Source organism: Klebsiella sp. 141153 (genome assembly GCF_032601995.1).
GTDB lineage: Bacteria > Pseudomonadota > Gammaproteobacteria > Enterobacterales > Enterobacteriaceae > Klebsiella > Klebsiella aerogenes.
On sequence record NZ_JAQIRJ010000004.1, the window covers coordinates 414,217 to 429,581 of the forward strand.

Here is a 15,365-nt window from a genome sequence, read left to right on the forward strand (position 1 = left end):
TGACTCCTAAGGTCGGCGATAATGAAAGTTATTGCAAGTTATGTCCAAAATTGATGCTCTTGAATTTGCTCTGGGTCACAATTTCTCGCTTCGGTTTTTAATTAGCTTTAAACCGGTACCAGTACGCGCCATGCCTCGGTTTACGACGGTTTCGTCCGGGACGAAATTACTTTACACAGTGTTTTTCGTAGTTGATTGTTTTTATTAAATTATCGTCAGTGGATTCTTAGGGTTAATCTATTTCACGTATTTTTGTCATGGCATCTTTTTATTCTGTCAGTTGTTTGTTTTTTATTTCACGATAATGGTACGAGCAAATTTTGCCTGGCGATATGAATTGCGCTGTAACAAATTTGCCGTTCGTCGCGCTGGCGAAATTATTGTTCTACACGCGCAATAAGGCGGCGAATTCCCGACGACGAGCTAACGTTAAAGTGGCCGCGATCACAATTTTCGCTCATCCCCGCTACTCCTCCCTGTCTAATCCCCCTCGGGAGGAGGCAGCGGCATCAGGAGGTCGGCACACTAAGGCTAACGTTTTAGTAAAGGACCAGGATTTCTTATGTCACAGACTTCTTTTAACCAGGCTCAGTTTCAGGCTGCACTGACGCGTCAGTGGCAGCGTTTCGGTTTATCGTCAGCCGCAGAGATGACTCAACGCCAGTGGTGGCGCGCGGTCAGCGGCGCGCTGGCGGAGCTTTTGGCGGCGCAACCGGCGGCGGAAGCCGTTAAAGGACAGCGCCACGTTAACTACATTTCGATGGAGTTCCTGATCGGTCGCCTGACCGGTAATAACCTGCTCAACCTGGGCTGGTATGAAGGAGTGAGCGAGACGCTGAAGGCGTATGACATTCAGCTGACCGACCTGCTGGAAGAAGAGACCGATCCGGCGCTGGGCAACGGCGGCCTGGGCCGTCTGGCGGCCTGCTTCCTGGATTCTATGGCCACCGTTGGCCAGTCGGCGACCGGTTACGGCCTGAACTACCAATACGGTCTGTTCCGTCAATCCTTCGCTGACGGCCAGCAGATGGAAGCGCCGGATGACTGGGGACGCGGCAGCTATCCGTGGTTCCGCCACAACGAAGCGCTGGATGTGCAGGTGGGTATCGGCGGTAAAGTCAGCAAAAGCGGCGAATGGCAACCGGCTTTCGTGATTACCGGCGAAGCCTGGGACCTGCCGGTGCTTGGCTATCGCAATAACGTCGCGCAACCGCTGCGCCTGTGGCAGGCGAAGCATGCCCATCCGTTCAACCTGACGAAATTCAACGACGGCGATTTCCTGCGCGCGGAACAACAGGGTATCGACGCCGAAAAATTGACCAAGGTGCTGTATCCGAATGACAACCACCTGGCGGGGAAAAAACTGCGCCTGATGCAGCAGTACTTCCAGTGCGCCTGCTCGGTGGCGGACATTCTGCGTCGCCACCATCTGGCTGGCCGCAAGCTGCATCAACTGGCTGATTATGAAGTGATCCAGTTGAACGACACCCACCCGACCATCGCCATCCCGGAACTGCTGCGCGTGCTGCTTGATGAGCACCAGATGAGCTGGGACGATGCGTGGGCCATCACCAGCAAAACCTTCGCTTACACCAACCATACCCTGATGCCGGAAGCGCTGGAGTGCTGGGATGAGAAGCTGGTGAAGGCGCTGCTGCCGCGTCATATGCAGATAATCAAAGAGATTAACGACAGATTTAAACTGCTGGTGGAGAAAACCTGGCCGGGCGATAAGCAGGTGTGGGCGAAGCTGGCGGTGGTGCATGACAAACAGGTTCGCATGGCCAACATGTGCGTGGTGAGCGGCTTTGCGGTGAACGGCGTCGCGGCGCTGCACTCCGATCTGGTGGTGAAGGATCTGTTCCCGGAATATCACCAGCTGTGGCCGAACAAATTCCATAACGTGACCAACGGCATTACGCCGCGTCGCTGGATTAAACAGTGTAATCCGGCGCTCGCTGCCCTGCTCGATAAGACGCTGAAGAAAGAGTGGGCCAACGATCTCGACCAGCTGATCAAGCTGGAGAAGTACGCCGACGATGCCAAATTCCGTCAGGTTTATCGCGACATTAAGCAGGCGAATAAAGTGCGTCTCGCTGAATTCGTGAAGCGACGTACCGGTATCGACATCAACCCGCAGGCGATTTTCGATATCCAGATTAAGCGTCTGCACGAGTACAAACGCCAGCACCTCAACCTGCTGAATATTCTGGCGCAGTATAAAGAGATCCGCGAAAACCCGCAGGCCGACCGCGTACCGCGCGTCTTCCTGTTTGGCGCCAAAGCCGCGCCGGGCTACTACCTGGCGAAGAATATTATTCTGGCGATCAACAAGGTGGCCGAGGCGATCAACAACGATCCGCTGGTGGGCGATAAGCTAAAAGTGGTCTTCCTGCCGGATTACTGCGTATCGGCGGCGGAAATGCTGATCCCGGCGGCGGACGTCTCCGAGCAGATTTCTACGGCGGGTAAAGAGGCCTCCGGTACCGGCAACATGAAGCTGGCGCTGAATGGCGCGCTGACCGTCGGCACCCTTGACGGCGCCAACGTTGAAATCGCCGAGCAGGTTGGCGAGGACAATATCTTTATCTTCGGCCATACCGTGGAAGAAGTTAAGGCGCTGAAAGCGAAAGGCTACGATCCGCTGAAATGGCGCAAAAAAGATAAACTGCTGGACGCGGTGCTGAAAGAGCTGGAGAGCGGAAAATATAGCGGCGGCGACAAACACGCCTTTGATCAGATGCTGCATAGCCTGCTGCAAGGCGGCGATCCGTACCTGGTGCTGGCTGACTTTAGCGCTTACGTCGCGGCGCAGAAGCAGGTGGATGAACTGTATCGCGACCAGGAAGCCTGGACCCGTGCGGCGATCCTCAACACCGCGCGCTGTGGCATGTTCAGCTCCGACCGTTCTATCCGTGATTATCAGCAACGTATCTGGCAGGCAAAACGCTAAGGACAGGCCTATGGAGAATAAACGCCTTGATAACGCCGCGCTGGCGGCGGGGATCAGCCCCAGCTATATCAACGCGCACGGGCAGCCGCAGTCGATCGCGGCGGCCACCAAACAACGTTTGCTGGATGCTATGCATCGTACGTCTACTGCCGCGAAAGCGGCGGTAGAACCGCTGCCCAGCGTCAAGGTTTTTACCCACGGTAAAAAAATGCAGCTGTCGGTCGCGGGAAGCGGCGCGTTTCATTGGCTGCTGACGACCGAAGAAGGTAAGCAGTATCAGGGCGAGACGTGCGGCGGCGAAGCGCTCACCCTGCCTGGGCGATTGCCGACGGGCTATCACACCCTGACTCTCACGCGGGACGGCGAACGCTGGCACTGCCGGGCGATCGTCGCCCCGGCGCGTTGCTACGAACCGCAGGCGCTAAAAGAGGGCAAAAAGCTATGGGGCGCCTGCGTCCAGCTTTACACCCTGCGTTCTGAGAACAACTGGGGCATCGGCGACTTCGGCGATCTACGCGCCATGCTGCCGGAAATCGCCCGTCGCGGCGGCGCGTTTATCGGCCTCAACCCGATTCACGCGCTCTATCCGGCGAACCCGGAGAGCGCCAGCCCGTACAGCCCGTCATCGCGCCGCTGGCTCAACGTCATCTATATCGACGTCAACGCGGTGGAAGATTTCCAGCGTAGCCCTGCCGCGCAGGCATGGTGGCAGCTTGCGGAAACCCAGCAGGCCTTGAAGGCCGCGCGGCAGACCGCTGATGTCGACTATACCGCTGTCACCGCGCTGAAGCTGACCGCGCTGCGTCTGGCGTGGGCCGAGTTTTCTACGCGTGAAGATGAGCAAATGGCGGAGTTCCGTCAGTTCGTGCTGCGCGAGGGCGAAAGTCTCTACTGGCAGGCGGCGTTTGATGCGCTGCATGCCTGGCAAAGCCAGCAGGATCCGATGCGCTGGGGCTGGCCGGCATGGCCGGAAGCGTATCAAAGTACGAGTAGCCCGCAGGTGAAGACCTTCTGTGCGGAGCATGCCGATGAGGTGAGCTTCTATCTATGGCTGCAGTGGCTGGCTTATACGCAGTTCGCCGCCTGCTGGCACACCAGCCAGCAGGACGGGATGCCGATTGGCCTGTATCGCGATCTGGCGGTCGGCGTCGCCGAAGGCGGATCGGAGACGTGGTGCGATCGCGAGCTGTATTGCCTGAAGGCTTCCGTCGGCGCGCCGCCGGACATCCTCGGCCCGCTGGGACAGAACTGGGGCCTGCCGCCGATGGATCCGCACGTCATGGTTGCCCGTGCCTACGAGCCGTTTATCGAACTGCTACGGGCGAATATGCAAAACTGCGGCGCGTTACGTATTGACCACGTGATGTCGGTGCTGCGTTTGTGGTGGATACCGTATGGCGAAACCGCCGACCACGGCGCCTATGTGCAGTATCCCGTGGATGACCTGCTGGCGATCCTGGCGCTGGAGAGCCAGCGGCACCGCTGCATGGTGATCGGCGAAGACCTGGGCACCGTACCGGTCGAAATCGTCGGCAAGCTGCGCAAAAGCGGGGTCTACTCGTACAAAGTGCTCTACTTCGAGAATGGCCCTGATAAAACGTTCCGCGCGCCGAAGGCTTATCCGCAACAGTCGATGGCGGTCGCGACGACCCACGATCTACCGACGCTGCGCGGTTATTGGGAGAGCGGCGATTTGACGCTTGGGAAGACGCTGGGCCTGTATCCGGATGAAGTGGTGCTGCGCGGCTTATATGCCGATCGCGAACAAGCGAAGCAGGGGTTGCTGGATGCGCTGCATCGGCACGGCTGTTTGCCGAAGCGCGCCGGACATAAAGCCTCGCTGATGGCGATGACCTCAACGCTCAATCGCGGGATGCAGCGCTATATCGCCGACAGCAACAGCGCCCTGCTTGGGCTGCAGCCGGAAGATTGGTTGGAGATGGCTTCACCGGTCAACATCCCGGGCACCAGTACCGAGTATCCCAACTGGCGGCGTAAGCTTACCGTGACGCTCGAGCAGATGTTTGCCGATGCGCAGGTGAATAAGCTGATTAAAGACCTGGATAAGCGCCGCAAAGCCCGCTAATCCAGAGAGAATTCCCCGGTGGCGCTGCGCTTACCGGGGCTACTGGTAGATACTGTTATCGGTTTGCAACGGTTTTGGTCGGGGAAAACATGTGCTTTGTGTTAATTCCGGGCACATTGCGCTCCCGATATTTCTTCTGCGTTATGTCTCTCATGGCGCGGGGAGCGCACAGGGGGCGGTCAGTCGCCACCACCCCCTGTACCCCCGGCCTTCCGGGAACGTCTCAGCGATTTTGAGGCCGCCAACACCGGCAGTTTCAGCCAGCATGGTGAATAAATTAAATGCAGGCCGCGCGGACCGTAGGTCGGGTAAGCGCAGCGCCACCCGACAAAAACGGCACCGCGGGTAGCCCGGATAAGGCGTTAGCCGCTATCCGGGAAACGAATAATAAAAAGGCCGGGGCGTATGATGCGCACCCGGCCTTTTTTATTTCAGGGAGGGAGGGTTACACCACCATCCCCAGCAGCAGACAACCAACCAGGCCGCACACGGAAATGATGGTTTCCAGTACCGACCAGGACTTGATGGTCTCGCCAATGGTCAGGTTGAAATACTCTTTGAACAGCCAGAAACCTGGGTCGTTCACGTGCGAGAAGATGACGCTACCGGAACCCACGGCGATAACCATCAGCTCCGGGCTGACGCCGGTGGTGGCAATCAGCGGCGCGGCGATACCACCCGCGGTGATAGCGGCAACGGTAGCCGAACCCAGCGCAATACGCAGTACCGCAGCAATAGACCACGCCATAAACAGCGGTGACATATTGGATTCGTGCATGATAGAGGCGATGTACTTATCCATGCCGCTATCCACCAGCACCTGCTTAAAGGCGCCGCCGCCGCCGATGATCAACAGCATCATGGCAATGATTTTGATAGAGGAGGTCAGCGTATCGTTGATCTGCTCCATGGAGCGGCCGCGGTTCAGGCCGAAAGTGAACAGCGCGATCAGTACCGCAATCAGGGTCGCCATCACCGGGTCGCCGAAGAACTCGGCAACGGGCAGGAAGGCGTGGCCCTTCGGCAGAACCATCTCGGCGACGGCGCGCATCGCCATCAGGATCACCGGTACCAGAGAGGTCCAGACGCTGACGCCAAAGCCCGGCATCTCTTCTTCGGTGAAGGTTTTCGGGTTGTGCAGGCCTTCCGGGATCGGCTTATCAATACCTTTCAGGAAACGGGCGAAAACCGGACCGGCGAGAATAACCGTCGGGATAGCCAGAATCGTACCGTAGAGCAGCGTTTTGCCCATATCGGCGTGGAAAATTGTCGCGATAGCGGTCGGGCCAGGGTGCGGCGGCAGGAAACCGTGGGTGACGGAGAGCGCCGCGGCCATCGGTACGCCGACGTACAGCAGCGGGATACGCGCGGAGGCGGCGATGGTAAAGACCAGCGGCAGCATCAGCACGAAACCGACTTCATAGAACAGGGCGAAACCGACGGTGAAACCGGTCAGTACAACGGCCCATTGAATATGTTTTTTACCGAATTTATCAATCAGGGTGGTGGCGATACGCTGCGCGCCGCCGCAGTCCGCCAGCATTTTACCGAGCATGGCGCCGAAGCCCATGATCAGCGCGAGGCTGCCGAGCGTGCCCCCGACGCCGTTTTTGATGGATACGATGACTTTATCCAGAGGCATACCCTGCATTAATCCGACGGCGAGCGCCACCAGAACCAGAGCGATGAAGCCGTTCATTTTGAAACGGATCATCAGCAACAATAACAGGGCAACCCCGATAGCTACGATGACTAATGGCATGATTTACCTGGCCTTAACTTGTTATGGGTAACGTTAAAGTCTGAACATCTACAGTATCCGTTCCGCAGAGGAACAAGGATGTCTGGCACCGTAAAGCTGGCTTATACCTGACCCAGAGAAAGGATAGCTGGCTATTTTTTTGTCGGTGGTGCTTGTCGTGGATGATACGGGTAACATGTGAGCTTTGAGAATGCCCTGAACGGGGTAAATTTTAAATATGAGACTTAAGTCATACTCTCTGCCGGGTTTTTGACGTGTCGACTAGTCAGAAATGTTGCGCGGTAACATGCTGGAGGGGAAATTCACCCGGCAAATGGTTGTTGCCGGGCGAGAAGGCGAAAGCTTAGTAGTAGGAGTGCTCGCCGCGCTGGTGTTCGGTCAGGTCGCGCACGCCTTTCAGCTCCGGGAATTCGTTCAGCAGTTGCTTTTCGATCCCTTCTTTCAGGGTCACGTCGACCATTGAGCAGCCGTTGCAACCGCCGCCGAACTGCAGGATAGCCAGCCCGTCTTCGGTGATTTCCATCAGCGAAACGCGGCCGCCGTGGCCTGCCAGCTGTGGGTTGATCTGCGACTGCAGCAGATACTCGACGCGCTCCATCAGCGGGGCATCGTCAGAAACCTTACGCATTTTGGCGTTCGGCGCTTTCAGCGTCAGCTGGGAACCGAGTTGGTCAGTGACGAAGTCAATTTCAGCATCTTCCAGATAAGGGGCGCTGAGTTCATCAACATACGCGGTCAGCTGTTCAAATTTCAGCGCCGTGTCGGTGTCTTCCACCGCATCCGGTGGGCAGTAGGATACGCCGCACTCAGCGTTTGGGGTGCCGGGATTAATCACAAATACGCGAATTTGCGTCCCTTCTTCCTGATTTGCCAGCAGTTTGGCAAAGTGCGCTTGTGCAGCATCGGAAATACGGATCATAGCGTTGGCCTAATAGTTGACTATTTTACTGGGTTATAATACGCCCATCAGCGGGGGTCTACAAGGTACGGCACACACACCATACCTGAACCGTCGCGGCGCCGTTTCGCAAAAGCAGGCGGGAAATCTCGGCGACGGTGCTTCCGGTTGTGACGACATCATCCACAATGGCGATATGGTGGCCCCGAACGGATAATTCAACCTGGAAAGCATTTTTCAGGTTCTGCTTACGTAATCTGGCGCTTAACTGGTGCTGCGTTGCGGTACGCCGGGTTCGCGTCAGCGCATCGCCGCGCCAGGCGCAGCCCATCCACCGCGCCAGCGGGCGACATAGCGCCTCGCTTTGGTTAAATCCCCGACGCCACTGGCGGCGCTGCCAGAGAGGCACGCTGATAATCCGGTCCACCGGCGGCAGCGCGCGGTAAAGGCGCAGGCGTAAAAGAAGCAGCCGCGCCAGCGCGGGTCCCAACTCCGGATGAGGGGCAAACTTGAACTGATGTACCAGTCCGCTTAGCGGCGGGGCATAGCTATTCACCGTCACCAGCCGCTGCCAGGGCGGCGGTTTTTGCAGGCAGCGTCCGCAGGGGACGTTAGAGGCCGATGCCGGTAGGCCGCACTGCGGGCAGAGTGATTGTGAGATGAGCAACGAGGCGGTGCAGCGCGAGCAAATCCCCCAGTGAGCGATAGCCAGCGGCATTTGGCATAGCCAGCATAAGCCGTGTGCTGTTAGCATAATTCCCCTCATAGTGATGGAAAGAGAACAGTAACTGATGAATGACATCTGGTGGCAAACCACGGGCGAAGGAAATTGTCATCTTGTGCTGCTGCACGGATGGGGGCTGAATGCCAACGTGTGGGATTGCATCACGCCGGAACTGGCTACGCATTTTACCCTGCACCTGGTGGATCTGCCGGGCTATGGCCGCAGCGGTGGTTTTGGCGCCTTAACGCTTGAAGAGATGGCGCAGCAGGTCGTTGAAAAAGCGCCGGAGCAGGCTATCTGGCTTGGCTGGAGCCTGGGCGGGCTGGTAGCGAGCCTGGTGGCGCTGCAGCACCCGCAACGCGTGCAGGCGCTGGTGACCGTCGCTTCTTCGCCGTGTTTTGGCGCGCGCGACCAGTGGCCGGGGATTAAACCGGAAGTGCTGAGCGGCTTCCAGCAGCAGCTTAGTGAAGATTTCCAGCGAACCGTCGAGCGTTTTCTCGCCCTACAAACCATGGGCACCGAAAGCGCGCGCCAGGACGCCCGGGCGCTGAAAAGCACCGTTCTGTCGCTGCCGATGCCGCCTGCCGAGGTTCTCAACGGCGGGCTGGAAATCCTCAAAACCGCCGATTTGCGTCAACCGCTCGCCGCGCTAACCATGCCGTTTTTGCGCCTCTATGGTCGCCTGGATGGGCTGGTGCCGCGTAAAATCGTTCCGTTATTGGATGAGCTGTGGCCGCAAAGTGAGTCTATCGTCTTCGAAAAGGCGGCCCATGCGCCGTTTATTTCACATCCCCAGCCATTTTGTGAGACTCTGATCGCGTTGAAAAAGCGGCTGAATAATTATTTTTAGCGCCGCGTGGTAAATCATCAGGATCGGGCAATACTTAGGTTGTTGCGGTGGTTGATTATTTCGTTTTTGCCGCCGCAAACTAACAATAACAACCTTATGGAGAGTAAAGGCTATGAAACTTGTTACAGGTATTGTTGCATCTCTGGTGATAGGCTCCCTCTCTTTTGGCGCGTTCGCGGCGAAAGAGATCCAGAAAGATGAAGTCGCGAAGATGAATCTGACCAAGGTCGGCAGCATCACGACTTCCCGTACCACGTCGCCGATGGACGCGAAGCGCGATCTGTCGAAGAAGGCGGATGAGTTGGGCGGTAAGTACTTCGTGGTGATTGCCGGCGAGAAGAACGAGAAGACGGTTCACGCGAACGCCGACGTGTATAAGTAAGCCCGATTTTCCCTGCCAGCGCTGTGCCTGGCAGGGCTAGCAAATCGCACCGCAGATAGCCCAGACAAGGCGCAACGCGCCGCCATCAGACATGTCCCTTCAGCGCAAAGACCACCACTCCCGCAGGCAGGTTTTACCCTCCGGGCAGCTTTTACAGCTGCCGGAAAGGCAGCCATCGGCATCTTCGGTCATCTTGACCGCTTTCCCCATCGCTTCCAGGCGGCTTAACATGGCGTCGATCAGTGGCCGCGGCGTATGCAGGCGGGCGCTCAGCTGTGCGGCCTCCATGCGCCCCTGCAGGGCCAGCATATCGCGTACTTCGATTAACGATGCCATGATGATTGCTCCTTAATGGCAGTCGCCGGCCGGACTCTGGCAGCATGACGTCGGGGTTTTACGCGTCGCCAGCAGGGAAACATCCACCCGGCTCCGCGCCCGACGCAGCAGGCCAAAGACCACGACGTTAAACAGAATCACCGCCAGAATACACACCAGGCTGTAGCGCGGGTGCTGGCTAAAGCTCACGGTCTGGTAGTAAAGCGTCGATAGCGAGTAGGCGATATTAAGCCCCCACAGCACCGAGAACATCATCCAACCGCGGCTGGATTCACGGGCAATCGCCCCCATCACGGAAATGCATGGAATATAGAGCAGGACGAAAATCAGGTAGCTGTACGCGGCGGCGGCGCTGCCGAATTTGCTGCCCATCACGCCCATGGCGCCGGTTTCCATTTCGCCATCGCCTTTGCTTGCTTCAATCGGGTTCGCCAGCACGCTCAGGCTAAAGGTGTCTTTCAGCCCCTGCCAGGTTTCATCGACGGCGGCCAACAGCTCGTCGCCAAGGCTAAACTCCTGTGGGTTAAACTCTTCATTCTGGATATCTTCCGCGGTGTAGAGGGTGTTCAACGTACCGACTACCACTTCTTTCGCCATCGCGCCGGTAAACAGGCCGACGGTTGCCTGCCAGTTATCTTCGTGCACGCCAATCGGCTTAAACACAGGGGTGATCACTCGGCTAACCGAAGCCAGCGCCGAGTCGTTGATGTTATCGACCACTTTGCCGCTAAGCGAGAAGCTGTTCAGCGCGCTGAGGAAAATACTGACAATCACAATGACCTTACCGGCGCGCAGGACGAAGCCTTTCAGGCGCTGCCAGGTCTGGATAACCAGGCTCTTGATGTGCGGTACGTGATACACCGGCAGCTCCATCACGAACGGCGAGGCTTCGCCGCGCATAATGGTGTATTTGAGCATCAGGCCGGTAAGAATCGCCATCACGATGCCCAGTACGTACAGTGAGAAGACCGCCAGCGCGCCGTTCTGCCCGAAGAAGGCAGCGGCGAAGACCGCGAAAATCGCCAGTCGGGCGCCGCAGGACATAAATGGCGCCATCATGATGGTCATCAGGCGTTCACGCGGCGCATCCAGCGTACGGGCGCCCATAACGGAAGGCACGTTACAGCCGAAACCAACGATCAGCGGCACGAAGGATTTCCCCGGCAAACCTAACGCCTGCATCAGGCGGTCCATTACGAAGGCCGCGCGTGCCATATACCCGGAGTCCTCAAGGAAAGAGAGGAACAGGTACATCATGCCGATTTGCGGCACCAGCGGCAGCACGGTATTGATACCGCCGCCCAGCCCTTGCGCGAGGAACACGGTCAGCCAGTCCGGGAAGTGCAGGGTGTAGCCCAGCCACTGGATGCCGTGAATGAAGATAGCCACCGAACCGGCGTCGAAAATCGGCTGCAGGGCGCCGCCGATGTTGATAGCCAGCAGGAACATCAGGTACATCACGAACAGGAAGATCGGTAAGCCGAGGAAGCGGTTAAGGATAATTTTATCCATCGCCGTGGTGAAGCGGCTCGGCTCGGCGGTCAGGGTGTTACTGACGGCATCGCATACCGCGGCAATGCTTTGATAGCGGGCATCGGCGATATACAGCGCCGGATCGTCCATCTCGCCGCTCAGGTTGGCCAGCGCCAGATCGAGTTTGTCGGCGGCGTTGCCGGCGAAGGCGCGGCTATAAATATCGCCTTCCAGCATCTGCAACCCAAGCCAGCGGCGCTGACGCAGCGGCATATCAGCAGGCATCGCCTGCGCCAGCATATCGGCTTCGCGCTGCAGAGATTGCGGATAGTGCACCAGTTCCAGCGGCTGATTGTGTTCATGGCGGTCAAGCGCCATTTTCAGCGCTTCGATACCGCGGCCGCGGGTGGAGACCAGCGGGATCACCGGGCAGCCGAGACGGGCCGCCAGCGCGTCAACGTCGATGCGGATTTGCTGTTTTTCGGCAATATCGAGCATGTTTAGCGCGACGACGCAGGGAATACCCAGCTCCAGCAGCTGCAGGGTCAGATAGAGGTTACGTTCCAGGTTCGAGGCGTCGATGACGTTAATCAGCAGATCGGCATCGCCGCTGAGAATATAGTGACAGGCAATCTGTTCATCGAGCGACGTTTGCGAGGAGATGGTAGTCAGCGAATAGGTTCCCGGTAGGTCGACCAGGGTGACCTGGTGGTCGGTAGTGGCGAAGGCGCCTTCTTTGCGCTCAACGGTGACCCCCGCCCAGTTCCCCACCCGCTGGCGCGCGCCGGTTAGCTGATTGAATAACGTTGTTTTGCCGGAATTAGGATTACCAATTAAACCAACGGTTAATTTTTTCATTTTTCAGACTCTTAGTGCCGGGTCAGGTGTTATTGCGCAACCGCTTCCAGTTCAATTAACGCGAGGTCTTTTTTACGTAATACCAGGCTCACCCGCCGGGTCTCAATATGAATAGGATCGCCCAACGGCGCCACGCGCACGACATGAAACGAAGAGCCGGGCAACATTCCCAGGGAGAGCAGTTTCTGCCGATAAGCCGGGCTAATATCGCGGGAAAAACCGGTGATTTTCCACGCACTATCAGGAGTGAATTGCATAGGGCCTACTTGTTATCGCTAACCGAAAAGAGAATTTCCAGGCGCGGCTATTAAAGCGGCGCTGGGGACTATAGCCAACGAAGAAGAATAAAACTTAACTGATAACGATGATAATGAGAATGGTTTGTATCATCAATACATGACATGGATAATAAATGCGGTTTTACGGGGAATTTGCTTATTTTTTGATATGACGCAAGAACGTTGCTGTAGCTAAAAATAAGGGAAAAATTAATTTATTCACTTAATGTTTAATAAAGGTTTCATTGGTTAACAGAATGAAACTTTATAAATTTCGAACTTATTGAAAGGTTACTGGAATATATTAATCGAGGTTCAGGCATTAAAAAGCGAAAAATTGCCCCTCGTATTGAGGGGCAGGGAAAGATTAGCGTTTTTTGCCCATCGCGGCGGCCAGCGCATCCATCATCGCGCTGTTGCCGGCTGGCTGAGCATCGCGACCGCGCGGCTTCGCCGCTTTTGCCGCCGGGCGGTTACCCTGCGGGCGATCGTTGCCGCCGCCGCGGCGCGCGTTGCTGTCGCCCGGCTGTTCATCGAGTCGCATCGTTAACGCGATGCGTTTACGCGGCAGGTCGACTTCCATCACCTTCACTTTGACGATATCGCCCGCTTTGACCACGGTATGCGGGTCTTCAACGAACTTATTCGACAGCGAAGAGATATGGACCAGGCCATCCTGGTGCACGCCGATATCGACGAAGGCGCCAAAGTTGGTGACGTTGGTGACCGCGCCTTCCAGAATCATCCCCGGCAGCAGGTCGTTCATCGTCTCAACGCCGTCGGCGAACTGGGCGGTTTTAAACTCAGGACGCGGATCGCGGCCCGGTTTTTCCAGCTCTTTGATGATATCGGATACCGTCGGCACGCCGAACTTATCATCGGTAAAATCAGAGGCTTTCAGGTTGCGCAGCTCGCTGCTGTTGCCCATTAGATCTTTCAGCGCCTGCTGGGTAGCGGCCAGAATACGCTCGACCACCGGGTAGGCTTCCGGGTGAACGGTTGAGGCGTCCAGCGGGTTGTCGCCGTGGTTAATGCGCAGGAAGCCGGCACACTGTTCAAAGGCTTTTGGCCCCAGACGGCTAACCTTCAGCAACTGCTGGCGGTTGAGGAACTGGCCGTTCTCGTCGCGCCAGGCGACGATATTCTGCGCCATCATGCGGGTCAGGCCGGCGACGCGTGTCAACAGCGCCACCGAGGCGGTGTTAAGGTCAACGCCGACGGCGTTAACGCAGTCTTCCACCACCGCATCCAGCTTACGCGCCAGCTGCGTCTGGCTAACGTCATGCTGATACTGACCGACGCCGATTGATTTCGGATCGATTTTCACCAGCTCGGCCAGCGGATCCTGCAGACGGCGGGCGATAGAGACCGCGCCGCGTAGGGAAACGTCGAGGTCCGGGAACTCCTGCGCCGCCAGTTCGGAAGCCGAGTAGACCGACGCGCCGGCTTCGCTGACGATTACCTTCTGGGCGGTCACTTTCGGGAACTGTTTTTGCACGTCGAGGAAGAAACGCTCGGTCTCGCGGGAAGCGGTACCGTTGCCGATAGCCACCAGCTCAACGTTATGTTTCTCGCACAGCGCCGCCACCACGACGGCGGCTTTAGCCGCCTGGCCGGTGTGCGGGTAGATGGTGTCGGTGGCCACCAGTTTGCCGGTGCCGTCGACTACCGCCACTTTGACGCCGGTACGCAGGCCCGGATCGAGGCCCATGGTGGCGCGCAGGCCGGCAGGCGCGGCCATCAGCAGGTCATGGAGGTTACGGGCGAATACGTTAATCGCTTCGTCTTCCGCGCGTTCGCGCACGGTGCCCATTAATTCGGTTTCGAGGTGCATCAGCACCTTGATACGCCAGGTCCAGCTGACGACGCCTTTGCGCCAGCTGTCCGCCGGGGCGTTGTTCAGGCGCAGGCCGAGATGATCGATAATGATCTGCTCGCAGTGGCTCTCTTTCGGCGGCTCGTCAAACTGCGGGTCGGCGTTGAGCGACAGCTGCAGCACGCCCTCATTGCGCCCGCGGAACATCGCCAGCGCGCGGTGCGACGGCACGGAAGCGATCGGTTCATGGTGGTCGAAGTAATCGCGGAATTTAGCGCCTTCTTCTTCCTTGCCGCTGACGACGCTGGCCACCAGATGGGCGTTTTTCCACAGATAATCACGTACTTTCGCCAGCAGGGCGGCGTCTTCCGCGAAGCGTTCCATCAGGATATAGCGCGCGCCGTCGAGAGCGGCTTTGCTATCCGCCACGCCTTTATCGGCATCGATATAGTTTGCCGCTTCGGTTTCCGGATCGTGGGAGGGCTCATTCCACAGCAGATCGGCCAGCGGTTCGAGACCGGCTTCAATGGCGATTTGCCCGCGGGTGCGGCGTTTGGGTTTGTACGGCAGGTAGAGATCTTCGAGCTCGGTTTTGCTGAGGGTGGCGTTGATGGCTTTTTCCAGCGCTTCGCTGAGCTTGCCCTGTTCGCCGATCGATTTGAGGATCGCCTGGCGGCGGTCTTCAAGTTCGCGCAAATACCCGAGGCGAGTTTCCAGATTACGCAACTGCGTGTCATCCAGACCGCCGGTGACTTCCTTACGATAACGTGCAATAAACGGCACGGTGTTCCCTTCATCAAGCAGGCGAACGGCAGCTTCTACCTGTTCGGCTCTGGCCTGAAGTTCACCCGCAATAATGCGGCAGAGCGAATCATTCATCATCGGTTTTATTCATCATTAGGGTCAAAATCAGGGGATAGTTATACGGGCTGCCAGGCTAAAATGCCAG

General features: G+C 57.5%; 11 protein-coding genes. 4 read left to right on the forward strand and 7 right to left on the reverse strand.

The features are described from left to right. Nucleotides 1-562: 562 nt before the first annotated feature. Nucleotides 563-2,953 carry a maltodextrin phosphorylase gene (malP, locus tag PGS10_RS10475; protein ID WP_316422844.1) on the forward strand — a complete coding sequence of 797 codons (2,391 nt, stop codon included), beginning with the start codon at nucleotides 563-565 and terminating at the stop codon, nucleotides 2,951-2,953. 10 nt (nucleotides 2,954-2,963) lie between these two features. After that, entirely contained in the window at nucleotides 2,964-5,039 is a 2,076-nt protein-coding gene (gene malQ / locus PGS10_RS10480) for a 4-alpha-glucanotransferase (protein ID WP_316422846.1), read from the forward strand. A 445-nt stretch (nucleotides 5,040-5,484) separates the two neighbouring features. Here the strand turns inward: malQ and gntT are convergent, their stop codons facing one another. The 3 genes from gntT to gntX form a co-directional block, all read right to left on the reverse strand. Continuing rightward, nucleotides 5,485-6,801: a gluconate transporter gene (gntT, locus tag PGS10_RS10485; protein WP_015369355.1), complete on the reverse strand. Its 1,317-nt coding sequence runs from the start codon at nucleotides 6,799-6,801 to the stop codon at nucleotides 5,485-5,487. Between the two features lie 343 nt (nucleotides 6,802-7,144). After that, nucleotides 7,145-7,720, reverse strand: coding sequence for a Fe-S biogenesis protein NfuA (gene nfuA, locus PGS10_RS10490; protein WP_015369356.1), 576 nt, complete (start codon nucleotides 7,718-7,720; stop codon nucleotides 7,145-7,147). Nucleotides 7,721-7,778: 58 nt separating this feature from the next. Continuing rightward, entirely contained in the window at nucleotides 7,779-8,453 is a 675-nt protein-coding gene (gntX, locus tag PGS10_RS10495; RefSeq protein ID WP_047047951.1) for a DNA utilization protein GntX, read from the reverse strand. A 37-nt stretch (nucleotides 8,454-8,490) separates the two neighbouring features. On the opposite strand from gntX, the gene bioH reads away from it, so the two are divergent. Next, nucleotides 8,491-9,273, forward strand: coding sequence for a pimeloyl-ACP methyl ester esterase BioH (bioH, locus tag PGS10_RS10500; protein WP_316422847.1), 783 nt, complete (start codon nucleotides 8,491-8,493; stop codon nucleotides 9,271-9,273). Between the two features lie 112 nt (nucleotides 9,274-9,385). After that, a complete protein-coding gene (locus PGS10_RS10505; RefSeq protein ID WP_015369359.1) occupies nucleotides 9,386-9,655 on the forward strand; it encodes a YdgH/BhsA/McbA-like domain containing protein in 270 nt (89 codons plus the stop codon). 99 nt (nucleotides 9,656-9,754) lie between these two features. Here the strand turns inward: PGS10_RS10505 and feoC are convergent, their stop codons facing one another. From feoC to PGS10_RS10525, 4 genes are all read right to left on the reverse strand, one after another. Then, nucleotides 9,755-9,991 (reverse strand): [Fe-S]-dependent transcriptional repressor FeoC, encoded by a 237-nt coding sequence (gene feoC / locus PGS10_RS10510; RefSeq protein ID WP_049060791.1) that lies wholly within the window; start codon nucleotides 9,989-9,991, stop codon nucleotides 9,755-9,757. 12 nt (nucleotides 9,992-10,003) lie between these two features. Further along, nucleotides 10,004-12,322 carry a Fe(2+) transporter permease subunit FeoB gene (feoB, locus tag PGS10_RS10515; RefSeq protein ID WP_316422849.1) on the reverse strand — a complete coding sequence of 773 codons (2,319 nt, stop codon included), beginning with the start codon at nucleotides 12,320-12,322 and terminating at the stop codon, nucleotides 10,004-10,006. Between the two features lie 29 nt (nucleotides 12,323-12,351). Next, nucleotides 12,352-12,579 carry a ferrous iron transporter A gene (gene feoA / locus PGS10_RS10520; protein ID WP_015703677.1) on the reverse strand — a complete coding sequence of 76 codons (228 nt, stop codon included), beginning with the start codon at nucleotides 12,577-12,579 and terminating at the stop codon, nucleotides 12,352-12,354. A gap of 388 nt (nucleotides 12,580-12,967) precedes the next feature. Continuing rightward, nucleotides 12,968-15,298 (reverse strand): Tex family protein, encoded by a 2,331-nt coding sequence (locus tag PGS10_RS10525; RefSeq protein WP_047064507.1) that lies wholly within the window; start codon nucleotides 15,296-15,298, stop codon nucleotides 12,968-12,970. Between the last annotated feature and the right edge of the window lie 67 nt (nucleotides 15,299-15,365).

Coding starts and splice junctions, on each gene's coding strand:
- gntX (WP_047047951.1), bottom strand. CDS start 8,453: ATGCTAACAGCACACGGCTTATGCTGGCTATGCCAAATGCCGCTGGCT.
- gntT (WP_015369355.1), bottom strand. CDS start 6,801: ATGCCATTAGTCATCGTAGCTATCGGGGTTGCCCTGTTATTGTTGCTG.
- bioH (WP_316422847.1), top strand. CDS start 8,491: ATGAATGACATCTGGTGGCAAACCACGGGCGAAGGAAATTGTCATCTT.
- feoC (WP_049060791.1), bottom strand. CDS start 9,991: ATGGCATCGTTAATCGAAGTACGCGATATGCTGGCCCTGCAGGGGCGC.
- PGS10_RS10525 (WP_047064507.1), bottom strand. CDS start 15,298: ATGATGAATGATTCGCTCTGCCGCATTATTGCGGGTGAACTTCAGGCC.
- feoA (WP_015703677.1), bottom strand. CDS start 12,579: ATGCAATTCACTCCTGATAGTGCGTGGAAAATCACCGGTTTTTCCCGC.
- nfuA (WP_015369356.1), bottom strand. CDS start 7,720: ATGATCCGTATTTCCGATGCTGCACAAGCGCACTTTGCCAAACTGCTG.
- feoB (WP_316422849.1), bottom strand. CDS start 12,322: ATGAAAAAATTAACCGTTGGTTTAATTGGTAATCCTAATTCCGGCAAA.
- malQ (WP_316422846.1), top strand. CDS start 2,964: ATGGAGAATAAACGCCTTGATAACGCCGCGCTGGCGGCGGGGATCAGC.
- malP (WP_316422844.1), top strand. CDS start 563: ATGTCACAGACTTCTTTTAACCAGGCTCAGTTTCAGGCTGCACTGACG.
- PGS10_RS10505 (WP_015369359.1), top strand. CDS start 9,386: ATGAAACTTGTTACAGGTATTGTTGCATCTCTGGTGATAGGCTCCCTC.